16 protein-coding genes are annotated in these 16,502 nt (G+C 55.9%); 9 read left to right on the top strand and 7 right to left on the bottom strand.

Features of this window, described 5'->3' with window-relative positions:
- Nucleotides 1–315 precede the first annotated feature (315 nt).
- Nucleotides 316–942 (bottom strand): serine protease, encoded by a 627-nt coding sequence (locus tag OK412_RS21370; RefSeq protein ID WP_029519406.1) that lies wholly within the window; start codon nt 940–942, stop codon nt 316–318.
- Nucleotides 943–1,303: 361 nt separating this feature from the next.
- Between OK412_RS21370 and OK412_RS21375 the strand changes: the two genes are divergently transcribed.
- Nucleotides 1,304–2,467: an MFS transporter gene (locus OK412_RS21375; RefSeq protein WP_010248677.1), complete on the top strand. Its 1,164-nt coding sequence runs from the start codon at nt 1,304–1,306 to the stop codon at nt 2,465–2,467.
- Here the strand turns inward: OK412_RS21375 and OK412_RS21380 are convergent.
- Nucleotides 2,464–3,384, bottom strand: a complete 921-nt coding sequence (locus OK412_RS21380) for a LysR family transcriptional regulator (protein ID WP_010248675.1) — start codon at nt 3,382–3,384, stop codon at nt 2,464–2,466. The two genes, OK412_RS21375 and OK412_RS21380, sit on opposite strands and share 4 nt — an antisense overlap.
- A 102-nt stretch (nt 3,385–3,486) precedes the next feature.
- Here OK412_RS21380 and lysA point away from each other — a divergent pair, with 102 nt between their 5' ends.
- Nucleotides 3,487–4,743, top strand: coding sequence for a diaminopimelate decarboxylase (lysA, locus tag OK412_RS21385; protein ID WP_033758716.1), 1,257 nt, complete (start codon nt 3,487–3,489; stop codon nt 4,741–4,743).
- 32 nt (nt 4,744–4,775) lie between these two features.
- Here lysA and OK412_RS21390 read toward each other — a convergent pair whose 3' ends face one another.
- Nucleotides 4,776–5,084 (bottom strand): PTS lactose/cellobiose transporter subunit IIA, encoded by a 309-nt coding sequence (locus OK412_RS21390; RefSeq protein ID WP_264353527.1) that lies wholly within the window; start codon nt 5,082–5,084, stop codon nt 4,776–4,778.
- 178 nt (nt 5,085–5,262) lie between these two features.
- On the opposite strand from OK412_RS21390, the gene OK412_RS21395 reads away from it, so the two are divergent.
- From OK412_RS21395 to OK412_RS21415, 5 genes are all read left to right on the top strand, one after another.
- The gene (locus OK412_RS21395; RefSeq protein ID WP_010248669.1) at nt 5,263–6,621 is read left to right on the top strand and encodes a PTS sugar transporter subunit IIC; all 1,359 of its coding nucleotides are present in this window, start codon (nt 5,263–5,265) and stop codon (nt 6,619–6,621) included.
- Nucleotides 6,618–8,045 carry a glycoside hydrolase family 1 protein gene (locus OK412_RS21400; protein ID WP_264353528.1) on the top strand — a complete coding sequence of 476 codons (1,428 nt, stop codon included), beginning with the start codon at nt 6,618–6,620 and terminating at the stop codon, nt 8,043–8,045. Before OK412_RS21395 ends, OK412_RS21400 begins: the two co-directional genes overlap by 4 nt.
- A gap of 15 nt (nt 8,046–8,060) precedes the next feature.
- Nucleotides 8,061–8,378 carry a PTS sugar transporter subunit IIB gene (locus tag OK412_RS21405; protein ID WP_010248665.1) on the top strand — a complete coding sequence of 106 codons (318 nt, stop codon included), beginning with the start codon at nt 8,061–8,063 and terminating at the stop codon, nt 8,376–8,378.
- A gap of 96 nt (nt 8,379–8,474) precedes the next feature.
- Nucleotides 8,475–9,248 carry an FCD domain-containing protein gene (locus OK412_RS21410; protein ID WP_010248663.1) on the top strand — a complete coding sequence of 258 codons (774 nt, stop codon included), beginning with the start codon at nt 8,475–8,477 and terminating at the stop codon, nt 9,246–9,248.
- Nucleotides 9,245–9,697 (top strand): GNAT family N-acetyltransferase, encoded by a 453-nt coding sequence (locus tag OK412_RS21415; protein ID WP_022623821.1) that lies wholly within the window; start codon nt 9,245–9,247, stop codon nt 9,695–9,697. Before OK412_RS21410 ends, OK412_RS21415 begins: the two co-directional genes overlap by 4 nt.
- 40 nt (nt 9,698–9,737) lie before the next feature.
- Here OK412_RS21415 and OK412_RS21420 read toward each other — a convergent pair whose 3' ends face one another.
- The 4 genes from OK412_RS21420 to mutH form a co-directional block, all read right to left on the bottom strand.
- On the bottom strand, nt 9,738–10,778 hold the full coding sequence (locus OK412_RS21420) for an NADP(H)-dependent aldo-keto reductase (RefSeq protein WP_010248659.1): 1,041 nt from the start codon (nt 10,776–10,778) through the stop codon (nt 9,738–9,740).
- 140 nt (nt 10,779–10,918) lie between these two features.
- Nucleotides 10,919–11,137 carry a YgdI/YgdR family lipoprotein gene (locus OK412_RS21425; RefSeq protein ID WP_003853956.1) on the bottom strand — a complete coding sequence of 73 codons (219 nt, stop codon included), beginning with the start codon at nt 11,135–11,137 and terminating at the stop codon, nt 10,919–10,921.
- 118 nt (nt 11,138–11,255) lie between these two features.
- Entirely contained in the window at nt 11,256–11,966 is a 711-nt protein-coding gene (locus OK412_RS21430; protein ID WP_010248654.1) for a TerC family protein, read from the bottom strand.
- A 99-nt stretch (nt 11,967–12,065) separates the two neighbouring features.
- Entirely contained in the window at nt 12,066–12,743 is a 678-nt protein-coding gene (gene mutH, locus OK412_RS21435; RefSeq protein ID WP_010248652.1) for a DNA mismatch repair endonuclease MutH, read from the bottom strand.
- Nucleotides 12,744–13,427: 684 nt separating this feature from the next.
- On the opposite strand from mutH, the gene rppH reads away from it, so the two are divergent.
- Nucleotides 13,428–13,955: an RNA pyrophosphohydrolase gene (gene rppH, locus OK412_RS21440; protein WP_009087042.1), complete on the top strand. Its 528-nt coding sequence runs from the start codon at nt 13,428–13,430 to the stop codon at nt 13,953–13,955.
- Between the two features lie 12 nt (nt 13,956–13,967).
- A complete protein-coding gene (gene ptsP / locus OK412_RS21445) occupies nt 13,968–16,214 on the top strand; it encodes a phosphoenolpyruvate--protein phosphotransferase (protein ID WP_010248647.1) in 2,247 nt (748 codons plus the stop codon).
- Nucleotides 16,215–16,502: the final 288 nt, after the last annotated feature.

The following is a 16,502-nucleotide window of genomic DNA, read 5'->3' on the forward strand; positions in this document are numbered from 1 at the left end:
GAGTGAATTTGGCAGCAACTGATAAACTCACGGCACAGGGAACACGGTCAGAAGAGGAAAGCGTCCCGCGAATGGACAAAAACGCCGGGAGCGTTTTTGAACAACGCAAAGCGTTGGCCCGGGCTACGGGCGCACCTCAGGGATGAGGTGCGTAATCGCGTGGGCCGAGCGGTCATGGATGACAGTTTTTGCGTCTTTCCGATCTGACCGTGTTACCTGTGCAGGCTCGGTCTTACAGCGAACCAGGCCCGACTTTGTCACCAAGCTTAAGGCCGGAAATTCCGGCCTTTTTTACATCTGTTCGTTCAGCAGATATCAGGATTTAATCGCCTGATCCAGCCATGTCTGAAATCGCGAGTAAGGCACATAGAGCGCAACGTTCTTATAGAGTGTCTTACCGCTGACATTGTCGTTGATGTTATTGCTGTAGCCAATAATCACGCCCGCCAGCGTATCGTCAGAGGCGTTATAGACTGCGCCGCCCGACATCCCTTTGACCACACCCGCATTCGCCGCCACCACGACGCAGTCTGATTTGTTCCAGCTGTTCGCCAGCGTGGTATTGATCAGGTTCTGCCCGCTGGAACTGACCGGCATGGCCGAAATAAAACTGTAGCCGTAGAGATTGACCTGATCGCCGATGTGGCTGTTACGAAAGTTGGGTGGCAGGTTCATTTCGCTGTTTTTATGGTAGACCACGGCCAGATCGCATTGCGGATGCCAGGCTTTGACCCGGTAAAGCGAAAACTTTGCCACATGTGCGGCGGTCAGGCTGTACTCCGGCGTCAGTGGGATGGTGGTACCGAGCGTGCCTAAACCCAGCACGGTGGGAATGCCGGTCACAGTCATATCCACCCGTTTTTCAGCTTCTTTACTGTACTCATAATGACCTACCGAGCAACCGGTTAAGCCAAACACCATTAAGGCTATGAGTCGTTGCATTCTCTCTCCCTGCGTCAGAAGTTGATCACATCACCTGGCAATTGATTAGGGATATATCGGCAACGTTAAGGATTTATTAATTAAATACGCACTAAAAAGCGTAACGGGTTCGCGGGAAATGACAACCTGACCCTGGGTCATGTGCGCTTTAACGGGCTTAGCCAGCAGGCTGACAAAGCCATTTGTTCCGGCAAAGCGGCAGGATTATTGCGGCCCCGGCAATAATCCTTTGCTGCGCGCAGGCTATGTCGCGCATCAGCACTGTGCTGTAATGCTCACCGTGACGCAGATCAAATTTTAATAAGCGTCGAGGGGCTGCGCGTCTGTGCAGTTCACCTGCAAATGATATTGGGAGAGTGTTATGCCTGTAGCATTAATGGCGCTGGCGTTGAGTGCGTTCGCCATCGGAACCACTGAGTTTGTCATTATGGGATTGCTGCCGGAGGTGGCGCGTGACCTTCAGGTGTCAATTCCGTCGGCGGGCTGGCTGATCAGCGGCTACGCGCTGGGCGTGGCGATTGGTGCGCCGATTATGGCGCTGCTCACCGCCAGGCTGCCGCGTAAAAAAACGCTGATTCTGCTGATGGTGATATTTATTGTCGGCAACCTGCTGTGTGCGCTGGCTTACAACTATAACCTGCTGATGCTGGCACGCATCGTCACCGCGCTTTGTCACGGTGCCTTCTTCGGTATTGGCGCGGTGGTCGCCGCCAGTCTGGTACCAGCCGGTCGCCAGGCTTCCGCTGTCGCACTGATGTTCACCGGACTGACCTTAGCCAACGTGCTGGGCGTTCCGCTGGGAACCAGTTTCGGACAGATGTTTGGCTGGCGAGCCACCTTCTGGGGCGTGGCAGTGATTGGCGTGCTGGCGTTTATCGCCCTGATCGTGAGTCTGCCCAACAATAAACAGGAAAAGCCGGTTCACCTGGCGAGTGAAATTGGTGCACTGGCCAACGGGAAACTGTGGCTGTCGCTGCTGATGACGGTGTTCTTTGCCGCGGCGATGTTTGCGCTGTTCAGCTACATTGCGCCGCTGCTGCTAGAGGTGACGGGCATCAGCGATCGCGGCGTCAGCTGGACGCTGTTCCTGATTGGCGCAGGCCTGACGGTCGGTAATATTCTTGGCGGCAAACTGGCCGACTGGAAAGTCTCCTTTAGCCTGATCCTCAGCTTCTCACTGATCGCCATCTTCTCGCTGCTGTTCAGCTGGACCAGCCATGCGCTGTGGCTGGCGGAGATCACCCTGTTCCTGTGGGCGATGGCGACCTTTGCGACGGTGCCGGGTCTGCAGATCAACGTGGTACGGCACGGCAAAGAGGCGCCTAACCTGGTCTCAACCCTGAACATTTCGGCGTTTAACGTGGGCAATGCGCTGGGTGCCTGGGTCGGCGGTGCGGTGATTGGCCGTGGATATGGTCTGACGGCGGTGCCGGTTGCTGCCGCTGCGCTGGCGGCAATCGGCCTGCTGATCTGTCTGATCACCTTCCGCAAATCGGGCCGCGCAGCCGCCAGGGTTCGCGCTTAAGCCAGGCGGGCGGCGATGCGTGCCGGAAAGTCAGCCACCTGCCGTTGCAGATGGCTGACAAAGGCATCGACCAGCGCCGATGCAGGGCGGTGCTGCGGCCTCACCAGGCTGACGGTAAACGGAACCGCCACGCTGAACTTACGCATCACCACACCGCTGTCGGCGTAATCCAGCGCCGTCAGCGGATTCACAATTGAAATGCCCACGCCCGCTCTGACCATGGCGCACACCGAAGCGGCACTGTGCGTCTCCATCACCAGCCGCCGCTCGACGCCCTGCTCATGAAACAGCGCATCCAGCAGCTGACGATAGCTGTCACTGCGCGACAGGCTCACATACTGTTCGCCCGCAAAATCGTGCGGCGTCAGCTCTGAACGCTGACTCAGAGGGTGATGCTGAGGCAATACGCACACTTCATCGCAGGTGAGCAGGGCGAGACGGTCAGTACCGGCCGGAGCGTGCTGAGTTTCAGTTAAGCCGATATCGTAGCGCTGTGCTGACAGCCACTCCTCCAGCAGCGGCGACTCCTGCGGAATCACATTCAGGCTCACATCCGGGTAGCGCTGTAAAAAGGGCTGACACAGTGGTGGCAGCAGCGACTGCGAAAAAACGGGCAGGCAGGCGATCGACAGCTCACCCTGACGGAACTGGCGCAGCCCTTCAGCCGCTTCCATGATGCGATCCAGTCCGTACCAGGATCGCTGCACCTCTTCAAACAGACGCAATCCCTGCACCGTCGGTTGCAGGCGACCACGAACCCGTCCGAACAACTCTAATCCCAGCTGCTGCTCCAGGCGTGCCAGCTCCCGGCTCACCGTCGGCTGTGAGGTGTGCAGCAGTGTCGCGGCCTGAGTCAGATTGCCGCTAGTCATCACCGCATGAAAAATCTCGATATGCCGCCAGTTAATGTTCGCCACGCACCCTTCCTATATCCATTCTGCATAGATGCTATTAAAACAGATATTTTTCGCTATGACACGATTCTGGCTTAATGCAGCTATTGCCACAGGAGAATTGCCATGCCACGTTCCTTACAGAGTACCGAAACCGCACTCAGCGCCGCTAACCTGCTGCCGCTGGCACGCCGCTACACCGGGCCATTCTGGGCTTATGATGCGCAGATTATTCAGGCGCGTATTGCCCAGCTGCAGGCATTTGATGTGGTGCGCTTTGCGCAGAAGGCCTGCTCGAATACGCATATCCTGCGCCTGATGCGCGCAGCAGGCGTGAAAGTGGACTCGGTATCGCTGGGTGAGATCGAACGTGCGCTGGCCGCGGGTTACCAGCCTGGCGGTGATGAGATCGTCTTTACCGCGGATCTGTTCGATCAGCCGACGCTGGAGCGGGTGACCGCGTTAAAGGTGCCGGTTAATGCCGGATCGATCGATATGCTGCATCAGCTCGGCGCGGTCTCACCGGGACATGCGGTGTGGCTGCGGGTCAATCCTGGTTTTGGTCACGGCCACAGTCAGAAAACCAATACCGGTGGCGAAAACAGCAAGCACGGTATCTGGCACGCCGATTTAGCCGAGGCGCTGGCGGCGATTAAGCAGCACGGCTTGCAACTGGTGGGCATTCATATGCATATCGGCTCAGGCGTCGATTATGCGCATCTGCAGCAGGTCTGTGATGCGATGGTTGAACTGGTGATGGCGTCGGGTCAGGATCTGACCGCGATCTCTGCGGGCGGCGGCCTCTCTGTGCCTTATCGCTATGGCGAAGAGGCGATCGATACCGATCACTATTTCGGCCTGTGGGATGCAGCGCGGCAGCGTATCGCCCAGCATCTGGGTCACGCGATAAAGCTGGAGATCGAACCGGGCCGTTTCCTGGTGGCCGAGGCCGGTGTGCTGGTCTCTCAGGTACGGGCGGTTAAATCGATGGGCAGCCGTCACTTCGTGCTGGTCGATGCCGGTTTCAGTGACCTCATGCGTCCCTCAATGTATGGCAGCTATCACCATATCTCGCTGATGGCGGGCGATGAGCGGGCCATTGATGAGCAGCAGACTATCGACACCGTGGTCGCTGGCCCGCTGTGCGAATCGGGTGATGTTTTTACCCAGCTGGAGGGCGGCATGGTCGAACCACGCGCGATTCCGGCGGCAAAGGTTGGCGATTACCTGGTCTTCCACGACACCGGTGCTTACGGTGCATCCATGTCCTCTAACTACAACAGCCGTCCGCTGATCCCGGAAGTGCTGTTTGAGCAGGGCCAGCCGCGCGAGATCCGCCGCGCGCAGACTATTGAGTCGCTACTGGCACTGGAAATCAGCTAATCACCTCACTCGGGCGGCCAGCGCGCCGCCTGTCAGCCATAGATCTCTTTGCGCAGCATGACCAGCTCCTCTGCCAGCTCGCGGCACAGCATTGCATTCATCAGATGATCCTGCGCATGCACCAGAATCAGCGTGACCGGCAATTTTCCGCTTCCCTCGTCTGCACCAATCAACGCGGTCTGAATTTTATGTGCCGCTTTTGCCGCGGTATCTGAAGCTGCCAGCGCCGCTTCAGCCCCGGTCCAGTCGCGTTTGCGCGCACACTGAATCGCCATCATCGCCGACGAACGGGCTTCCCCTGCATTGATCAGCAATTCCATCATGGTCTGTTCGTAATCCATAACGCCTCCGCTATTGGTATGCCAAATTGGCCGTTTTAATCATACTGGAATGCCAATAAGCGTTTCCGGGAGGCTCGTCACAGAAAAAACCGAGGGGATTCGTCATTTTGGTATGCCACTAACAGGGAAGACCACGACGATTACAGGAATACCGATCTTACATCTCTGAGGGTTGATCATGTCTCTACAGGACCGCCTTATCGATTCCCTGGGCAGCTTTGCTACCCGCTTTAACAGTTATCGCTACATCATGGCGATTAAAGCCTCATTCATTACCCTGATGCCGGTGATCATTGTTGGCGCTTTCTCGGTATTGATCTCTAACATGGTGCTGGACAGCAAAAATGGCCTTGCCAGCTTTGCCGCCCTGGCTTTTTTAGCTGACCTCAAGCCCATCACCAGCAGTATCAATTACGCCACGCTCAGCTTTCTCAACATTGGTGCGGTGTTCCTGATTGGTATTGAGCTTGGGCGCATCAACGGTATAAAAACGCTGTTTCCCGGCCTGCTGGCGATCATCTGCTTTGTATCCGTGACGCCGACCACCTTACAGATGATGGTCGATGGGCAGATGCACCTGGTCACCGACGTGCTGGCCAAACAATTCTCCGATACCAAAAGCCTGTTTCTCGGCATGTTTATCGCCATCCTATCAGTAGAGATCTACTGCCGCCTCGAACAGGTTGAGCGGCTGAAAATCAAAATGCCCGACACGGTGCCGCCCAACGTGGCCGCCTCTTTCTCCGCGCTAATCCCCTCAATCATCACCGTGACGCTGATAGCGACTTTTGGCTTTATCTTCCATCGCGTCACCGGCATGTACCTTTACGATGCGGTATACCAGGTGGTGCAGCAGCCGCTGGAGTCGGTGGTGCAGAGCCTGTGGGGCATTCTGATTCTGATGTTCGTCGCCCAGCTGTTCTGGGTGATTGGTATTCACGGCAACCAGATGGTGAAGCCGATCCGTGAGCCGCTGTTGCTGGGCGCGATTATGGTCAACATGACCGCTTTTGAGCAGGGAAAAGAGGCACCGAACATCATCACCATGCCGTTCTGGGATGTTTATATGAGCATCGGCGGCTCCGGCCTGACCATCGGGCTGCTCACCGCCGTGATGCTGGCAACGCGACGCAAAGAGATGCGTGAAATCGCCAAACTGTCGTTCGGGCCAGGCATTTTCAATATCAACGAGCCGGTTATATTTGGTATGCCGATTATGCTTAACCCGATACTGGCTATCCCTTTCATCATCACACCGCTAGTGACAGGTTCTATCGGCTACTTCGCTACGGTGATGGGATTTGCCGGGAAAGCCGTGGTGATGGTGCCATGGACCACGCCTCCGATTATCAATGCCTGGCTGTCAACGGCCGGATCGATGGGTGCGGTGGTGACGCAGATCGTCTGCATTCTGGTGTCAGTACTTATCTATCTGCCATTTGTGAAAGTCGCAGCCCGCCGCGCGGATGCAGCAGAAGCAGCGGAAGCAAAGAGCCTGCAACCTGAGCTGAACCCTAACCGAACGGAGGTGTTATGAGTCGTCAGACTGTCCACATACCTGAGAATTTCATTCTGGGAGCTGCTGCCTCCGCCTGGCAGACGGAAGGCTGGAGCGGAAAAAAAGCGGGGCAGGACTCCTGGCCTGACGCCTGGTATCAGCAGGATCGTCACGTCTGGCACAACGGCTACGGCCCGGCGGTTGCCACCGACTTTATCAACCGCTTTAGTGAGGATGTGGCGCTAATGAAGGCCAGCGGGCTGACCCACTACCGCACTTCAATCAACTGGTCGCGTTTCCTGATCGATTACGAAACCGCTACGGTCGATGAGGAATACGCGGCTTACTATGACCGGCTGATTGATGAAATGCAGCGCCAGGGCATTGAACTGATGCTCTGTCTGGAGCATTACGAGCTGCCCGCCACGCTGCTGGAGCAGTATGGCGGCTGGCAGTCAAAGCATGTCGTTGAACTCTTTATCCGTTATGTCGAACAGGTGTTTAAACGCTATGCCGGTCGGGTCACGCGCTGGTTTGTGTTTAACGAGCCGATTGTGGTGCAGACCCGCGTCTATCTCGACGCGCTGCGCTGGCCTTATGAGCAGAACACCCATAAATGGATGCAGTGGAACCACCACAAGAATCTTGCTACCGCCCGGGTAGTGAAGCTGTTCCGCGCGGCAGGCTATGCCGGTCGCATTGGTACCATACTCAATCCGGAAGTCACCTATCCGCGATCGTCAGCCCCGCACGACCAGAAGGCGGCGCATATTTATGACCTGTTCTACAACCGGGTGTTTCTCGATCCCGCCATTAAAGGCGAGTATCCGGCGGAGCTGCTGGCGCTGCTTGATAAGCATCAGATTGAGTGGGAAACCACCCCGGAAGAGCTGGCGATTATTGCCGCCAATACCGTCGATGAAGTCGGGCTTAATCTCTACTATCCGCATCGCGTGAAGGCACCGTCCCGCGCCTGGCATCCCGAGACACCCTTTCATCCCGCCTGGTATTACGAACACTTTGAACTGCCGGGGCGACGGATGAACCCTTCACGCGGCTGGGAAATTCAGCCTGAAATTATCTGGGATATGGCGCAGCGGATGCGCGATGAGTACGGCAATATCCCGTGGTTTGTGGCGGAAAGCGGTATGGGAATAGAGAACGAAGCGCAGTTCAAAAATGCCGACGGGGAGATTCAGGACGATTACCGCATCGCGTTTATCAGCGAGCACCTGCATCTGGCGATACGCGCCAGTCAGGCGGGGATTAACTGTCAGGGCTACATGCTGTGGGCGTTTACCGACAATGTCTCGCCAATGAATGCCTTTAAAAATCGCTATGGTCTTATCGAAATCGACTTAGATAAGCAGCGTCAGCGCCGTATGAAGAAATCTGCCCACTGGTTCCGTACGCTGCGCGACACGCAGCAATTTACCCTGTGGCTTGATGATGAGCCGAAATAACGCGAGGAAACGAGCATGAAACGAATTGTTCTGGCCTGTGCTGCGGGCATGTCGACCTCAATGGTGGTGACGCGGATGGAAAAGGAGGCTGCCGCTCGCGGACTGGCATTTCAGATCTACGCCATTCCGGAGCAAAACCTGCGTGAAGAGCTGCAAAACTACGGCAACGAGGTGGTGGTCGTGCTGCTCGGGCCACAGGTGCGCTTCAAACTGGAGGAGAACAGAAAACTCACCGACAGCTATCAGTTGCCCATCGCGGTGATCGATACGGTTGCTTACGGCACGCTGAATGGTGCAAAGGTACTCGATCAGGCGCTGGCTTTGATACACTGAGCCCCAGTTTGCGAGCCAGCCTCTCCGGTTCGCGGGCATTGTCGCGCAGGGAACCGCGGCAATGCCGTTAGCGCATTGATTGCAAAGGGTGACAGTGTGGACAAAGCCGAAGCGCCGCAAGAAAAAAAGCAGTATCAGGAAATTGGTCAGCACCTGCGTCAGCAGATCTGTGACGGGCACTATCCGGTGGGATCGCGCCTGCCGCCTGAACGTCAGCTGGCTGAAACCTGGGGCGTCAGCCGGACCATCGTGCGCGAGGCATTATTGATGCTGGAGCTGGAAGGTACGGTGGATATCCGCCAGAGCTCCGGCGTCTATGTGATGCGTATTCCTTCCGCCAGTGATGATGAAGAAGAGGCCTTCTTCCGCAGCGACGTTGGCCCGTTTGAAATGCTACAGGCACGTCAGTTGCTGGAGAGCAATATTGCAGCCTTTGCCGCAAAAATGGCGACCAAAGCGGACATTGAAAATCTGCGCCGAACGCTGGAACAGGAGCAGCGTGCTATCGCCGCCAACGACAGCAGTCAGGACAACGACAAGTTGTTTCATCTGCTGCTGGCGGGTGCCAGTCAGAACCAGATGCTGCTCGATACCGTCACCAGCATCTGGCGACATCATGACAGCAGCCCGCTCTGGCAGCAGCTGCGCCCGCAGTTTGAAACCCGCGCCTATCGCCTGAAGTGGCTTGGCGATCACCAGACTATCCTGGCCGCTCTGCGTCGGCGTGATGTGATGGGGGCCTGGCAATCTACCTGGCAGCACCTTGAGAACGTCAAGAATACGCTGCTGGAGCTTTCCGACGCCGATGCGCCTGACTTTGATGGCTACCTGTTTGATTCAGTCCCGATCTTTCAGGGGAAACTGATGTGATTGAGATTGTATCGCTCAGCGATGCCCCCCAATTTGCCGATCAGATCATCGACTGGCAGTGGCGCGCATTTGGTGAAGCCACCAGCCGGGCGTTCTTTGCCAGTGTGGTGAACAGCAGCCTTATCGGTGCTGATTTTCCGGTGACTTTCGTTGCCGTGGAGGCGGGCAGGGCAGTCGGCACGGTGGGATTCTGGCGCTGCGACCTGATCAGCCGTCAGGATCTTTTCCCCTGGCTGGCGGCGCTCTATATTGATGAGTCGGTGCGCGGCAAAGGTGTCAGTGAAGCACTGCAGCAGCATGTCATCGCCTATGCGCAGGCACAGGGCTATCCACGGCTGTGGTTATGGTCAACGTTTGGGGGCTACTACGAACGTTATGGCTGGCTGCCACAGGGCGAAGCGCTGGAGTATCCCGCTAAGCCGGTAAAACTCTATTATCGCGACCTGTAAGTGATGCCAGCCGCCATCGCGGCAGCTGGCAACAGAACGCTCAGGGAGCCGGATAAGTATAACGACGGTGGATCGCCTCAATGCCTTCCAGGATCTCTGCATTTAAGGTCAGATTGAAGCTGTCGATATTGATCTGCAACTGTTCAGGCGTAGTGGCGCCCAGCAGCGTGCTGGCCACAAACGGCTGCTGACGCACATAGGCCAGGGCCATCTGCGACGGGTCGATCTGATGCTGCTGAGCCAGTGCCACATATTCGGCAATCGCCTTTTGTGACTGCTCGCCGCTGTAGCGGGTAAAGCGGCTGAACAACGTGTTGCGTGCGCCCGCAGGCTGCGCGCCATTCAGGTATTTGCCGCTCAGCGTTCCAAACGCCAGGCTGGAATACGCCAGCAGCTCTACGCCTTCATGCTGGCTGATTTCGGCCAGACCCACTTCAAAGCTGCGGTTCAGCAGGCTGTAGGGATTCTGAATGCTGATAATGCGCGGCAGCTCATGCTTCTCCGCCAGCTGCAGATAGCGCATCACGCCCCACGCGGTTTCGTTCGACACCCCGATATAGCGGATCTTACCAGCGCGCACCTGTTCGGTCAGCGCTTCCAGCGTCTCCAGCAGCGTCACCTGAGCAGTGGTTTCGCTGTACTGATAGCCAAGCTTGCCAAAATAGTTGGTCTGACGCTGTGGCCAGTGCAGCTGGTAGAGGTCAAGGTAGTCAGTATTCAGGCGTTTCAGGCTGGCATCGAGTGCTGCGCGGATGTTTTTACGGTCCAGCGCCATATCCGGGCGAATCGACGCATCATTGCCACGTGAAGGCCCGGCCACTTTACTGGCAAGAATGATTTTGTCGCGGCTGCCGCGCTGTTTAAGCCAGCTGCCAATATATTGTTCGGTCAGACCCTGGGTTTCCGGACGCGGGGGCACCGGATACATCTCGGCAGTATCAATAAAGTTGATGCCGGAACGGATAGCTAAATCCAGTTGAGCATGGGCGTCGGCTTCGCTGTTCTGTTCGCCAAACGTCATGGTGCCCAACCCCAGCTGACTCACTTCCAGCGTGCTGTGGGGAATACGATGATAGTGCATTGCCAGCTTCCTTTTCTTTATGGAATGGAATGTTGTGTCCTCAGGGACTATAGCGCGAGCAATGGCGGGGAAGGAAGGGGGAAAAGTCGGGGAAATCACCTGCCAGCCGGGAATCGGTGGCAGGTGATTAAATCGGGCACTTAACGTTCAATGATCGTAGAAACCTCATCGCTGTTAATCTGCACCATATGACCCGTCTGGTCAGTGTACTCCACCAGGCCGGTCTCTTTATCAATGCTCGGCTTGCCTTCGGTCATGATCATCCGGCCATCTTTGGTCGCCATGACATAATCAGAACTGCATCCACTTAAGAATGCGGCGGTTACCATCACCAGTGCTACTCCTGCCAACCCTTTCATCACGCCTAATCCTCACAAATGGTCAAGTGCAAACAGTGTAGTAATAAATGGTTTTGCCGGCAGGGTTAATCGTATGAATCTGAAAATAACCGGGCGAGCAGGCTCGCCCTTGACTTTATCAGGCGTGCTTTTTCTTACTGCGCATCAGGTTAAGACACTCAACCGCCATTGAGAAGAACATAGCGAAATAAATGTAACCTTTTGGTACGTGGACCGCAAAACTCTCCAGGATCAGGGTGAAACCGACCAGAATCAGGAAAGAGAGAGCCAGCATTTTCACTGACGGATGGCGGTCAACAAACTCACCGATCGCGCGCGCAGCGAACATCATCATCAGCACGGCAATAACCACCGCCGCCATCATAATGAACAGATGATCGGAGAGGCCGATGGCCGTGATCACCGAGTCGAGGCTGAAAATAATGTCGAGCATCATGATCTGTACAATCGCACCCAGGAAGGAATGGACGCGGGTGTTGTGTTCGCCTTCGCTGCCTTCGATCGTTTCATGGATCTCCATGCTCGATTTCCACAGCAGGAACAGTCCGCCAAACAGCAGAATCAGATCGCGCGCCGAGAACGCATGATCCATAAGCGTAAAGAGCGGGTTAGTCAGACGGGCTACCCACGCGATAGAAGCCAGCAGGCCAAGACGCATCAGCATCGCGCCCATCAGACCAATGCGACGTGCGCTGGCTTGCTGGTGTTTTGGCAGTTTAGCGACCACCAGCGACAGGAAAATGATGTTATCAATACCCAGCACCACCTCAAGGATGGTCAGGGTGCCCAGCGCCAGCCAGGCGTTGGGATCGGAAATCCACTCAAACATACCGACATTTAATCCTAAACGAAAAGTAAACGGCGATTATACGCATTCATTTCGCCGATCTCCCACAAAATTGCGACACATCAACGCGGGTGGCGATATTCAGAGGAGAAAATGACGCGCCAGCAGGGGCCCGGTGAAGCTTTTCTTCAGGTAGAAACCGCGCGGCAGCGTCATGATTGGCTGGCCCTGATCGCCGATTCCTTCTGTCAGCGCTTTGCTATTGGCGGCTTTGGGCCGGATTTGCAGCCAGGCACCATGTCGCGCGGTAATCTGCTCTACGCGACCCAGCACAATCATATCCATCAGCTCTTCCCAGTCCTGTCGCAGCATCTCATCTTCTTCCGCATCGGGGCTCCATAACAGCGGCGCGCCGACACGGCGTTCCCGCAGCGGAATCTCACGCCCGCCTTCAACCGGGATCCACAATACCCGCGCCAGCTTGTGGCGCACATGGCTGGTGAGCCAGGTCACGCCGCTGTTGCCGGTCAGAGGTGCCACGCAGACAAAGGTGGTTTCCAGCGGTTTACCCTGCGCATCAATCGGGATGGTTTTCAGTTCGATACCCAGATGGGCAAAGTCCTGCTCCGCTTTGCTGCCTGCGCTAGCACCAAGATGCCACTCCAGCAGCATGCCGACCCAGCCCTTATCACGTTTGAGATCCGCAGGCATGGGCAGACCGGCGCGCGCGGCCAGGGTTTCCAGGGTCAAACCGGCTAAATCCTGCGCGCGTGCCAGCAGGCTGGCTTCATCTTCAGGTGGTCCTGGCTGGTAACTCATGGTGAACACTCGCAATGATTAAAATTTGTACAACAGCAGGTGAGTCACGTTTCTCACATAAATAATCCGCGTCAGGGATCGATAATAACATGATAGATCGTGCTTTTTTTAGCGGATTGCACGCTCGCCGCCCCAGGTGCTTCAGGGTTATCCCAGCTTACCCGCAACAATGAACAGGATCTCCAGCCCGGTTATCCACAGAAAAATGGGATAACCACCGTCTGAGTGCGGTACTGGTTCCATTTACAGCCTTGACTTTTCACGATCTGGCCATAATTTCGCTGCTCTGGCCTAACCCTGAGCGATTATCTGTGGATAAAAAGCAGTGTGCTTATATTTTAAGCAATTGTCAGTTGCCATGAAAATATTCACTGTTTATAAAAGATTTACCGGTAAGATTTTCGATTTAATTTCATTAAAAATCATACTGATGTGTTGTTGGTTCTTTTTGGCTCTTCAGAGCGCACTGAAAAGGTTATTCAGATAACTCCCGCGTTCTGCACAAAGCTATCCACAGAAAAGGTGAATAAGATCGATCTTTTTCTCGGTCATTGTTTATAACTTTGCCATTTTCTGTGAGTTATCCCGACGATGATGGCTTAACCCCCCATGAATCCAGTGGTTTACCGCCTGTAAGGAGTGTGAAACAATCAGCTCATTCAAATTTTGCTTTGAGGTAGTCCGGTGATCGATGATGATGGCTACCGCCCGAATGTTGGTATCGTAATCTGTAACCGGCAGGGACAAGTGTTATGGGCCAGGCGCTTTGGACAGCACTCCTGGCAATTTCCTCAGGGAGGCATCAATCCCGGTGAAACCGCAGAACAGGCGATGTATCGCGAACTGTTCGAAGAGGTCGGATTACACCGGAAAGATGTTCGAATACTTGCTTCTACCCGTAACTGGTTACGTTACAAGTTGCCAAAACGTTTGGTGCGTTGGGACACAAAGCCGGTATGTATCGGCCAGAAACAAAAGTGGTTTCTTCTGCAGTTAATGTGTAATGACGCGGATATCAATGTGCAGCACAGCAGCACGCCCGAGTTCGATGGCTGGCGCTGGGTCAGTTTCTGGTATCCGGTGCGTCAGGTTGTCTCCTTTAAGCGCGACGTTTATCGTCGGGTGATGAAGGAATTCGCTGGCGTGGTGATGTCTATGCAGGAGAGTGCGGGGCAGCGAAATAATCCTGCCCATCGACGTAAGAGAGGATAGGCCACGCCCTTTATGCTCACTCAGTTGCGCGAAATTGTAGAAAAAGTGGCGAGTGCGCCGCGTCTCAATGAAGCACTCGACATCCTGGTTAATGAGATCTGTCTGGCGATGGATACGGAAGTCTGTTCCGTTTACCTCGCCGACCACGATCGTCACTGCTACTACCTGATGGCGACGCGCGGACTTAAAAAACCGCGTGGCCGCACCGTGACCCTGGCGTTTGACGAGGGGATCGTCGGTTTAGTGGGCCGTCTGGCCGAACCGATTAACCTTGCTGACGCCCAGAGTCATCCCAGCTTTAAATATATCCCCGCAGTGAAAGAGGAGCGCTACCGCTCCTTCCTCGGCGTGCCGATTATCAGCCGTCGCCAGTTACTGGGCGTGCTGGTGGTACAGCAGCGCGAGCACCGTCAGTTTGATGAAAGCGAAGAGTCGTTTCTGGTCACCCTTGCCACCCAGATGGCGGCATTGCTGTCGCAGTCGCAGATGGCTCAGCTGTTTGGTCAGTTCCGGCAGACGCGGGTGCGCGCGATTGCAGCTGCGCCTGGCGTGGCGGTGGCACCGGGCTGGGTAGATGAGACGCAGCCACTGCTCGATCAGGTTTCGGCTGCCTCAACGCTGGATGTTCATCGCGAACGTGAGCGTCTGTCGCTCGCCATGAGTGAAGCCACCAGTGAATTTCGTCGCTTCAGTAAACGCTTCAGCGCCAGCGCTCAGAAAGAGAGTGCGGCCATTTTCGACCTTTACTCTCACCTGTTAACCGATGCCCGACTGAAAAAAGATCTGTTCGATGAGATCGAACGCGGATCGGTCGCCGAATGGGCAGTGAAACAGGTGATCGAGAAGTTTGCTGAACAGTTTGCCAGCCTGACGGACACCTACCTGCGTGAACGCGCAGGCGATCTGCGGGTGCTGGGTCAGCGCCTGCTGTTTCACCTTGACGATACGCTGGTCGGCACCAATGCCTGGCCGGAACGCTTTGTGCTGGTGGCCGATGAGCTGACCGCCACCACATTAGCTGAGCTGCCGCATGAGCGGCTGGCGGGCGTGGTGGTGCGTGACGGCGCAGCCAACTCCCATGCGGCGATTCTGACGCGCGCGATGGGGATCCCGACGGTCATGGGCGCTGATATCCAGCCCCATCAGCTCAACAAACGTTTGCTGATCGTCGATGGGTATCGCGGTGAGCTGTTGATCGATCCCGAGCCGGTGCTGGTGCAGGAGTACCAGCGTTTGATCAGCGAAGAGAATGCGCTGAGCAAAATGGCGGAAGGCGTGGTCGATCAGCCCGGTGAGCTGAAAAGTGGCGAGCGCGTGCAGGTGATGCTGAATGCCGGCTTAAGCCCGGAGCATGAGCAGACGCTGGGCAACTGGGTGGATGGCATCGGTCTCTACCGCACCGAAATCCCGTTTATGCTGCAGAACGGCTTCCCGTCGGAAGAGGAGCAGGTGGCACAGTATCAGGGCATGTTACAGCTGTTTCACAACAAGCCTGTGACGCTGCGTACCCTGGATGTGGGGGCAGATAAACAGCTACCCTACATGCCTATCAGTGAAGAGAATCCCTGTCTGGGCTGGCGCGGCATCCGCCTGACGCTTGACCAGCCGGAAATTTTCCTGGTGCAGGTGCGCGCGATGCTGCGTGCTAACGCCGCATCCGGCAACCTCAGTATTCTGCTGCCGATGATCAGCCATATCGATGAGATCGACGAAGCGAAAAAGCTGATCGATCGCGCAGGACGCGAAGTCGAAGAGATGCTGGGCTATACGATCCCCGCGCCGCGCATCGGCATCATGATTGAAGTGCCGTCGATGCTGTTTATGATCCCGCATCTGGCGTCACGGGTCGATTTTGTCTCGGTTGGCACCAACGATCTGACCCAGTATCTGCTGGCGGTGGATCGCAACAACACCCGCGTGGCCAATCTCTACGACTCGCTGCATCCGGCGATGCTGCGTGCACTGAATACGATTGCGCAGGAAGCCCGTCTGGCCAATCTGGAATTGTGCCTGTGTGGTGAAATGGCCGGCGATCCAATGTGCGTGGCGCTGCTGGTCGGGCTGGGGTATCACCATCTCAGCATGAACGGCAAAAACGTACCACGGGTGAAATACCTGCTGCGCCATCTGGATCACGAAGAAGCGCAGCAGCTCAGTGAGCAGGGGATGAATGCTCATACCGCCACCGAGGTTCGTCATCTGGTCTCGACCTTTATGGAGCGTCGCGGGCTGGGTGGATTGATCCGCGGCGGTCGCTAAGCGCCACTTCAGGCTATTTTATTTGCCATTCTGGCCCCGGGCAGTGCTCACACAGGCTGCTTTAGCAACCTGAACGCCCGTCAGGGCGGCCCTGAAGGGGCGAGCACAGCGAGTAATCCTTACGTACTACGTGTACGCTCCGGTTGTTGCGCGCTGTCCGTGACCAGTCTGGCTGCAACAATGTACGCCTGACGGGTCAGACTCTGGGCGTTATCCGCGTTTACATTTGCGGGACAATTCACAAAACCGGCTGTGCTATGATGCGCAGCCTTAATTTATGTGCCTGAC

It is taken from the genome of Pantoea sp. JV6 (genome assembly GCF_025910055.1).
Classification (GTDB): Bacteria; Pseudomonadota; Gammaproteobacteria; order Enterobacterales; family Enterobacteriaceae; genus Pantoea; species Pantoea agglomerans.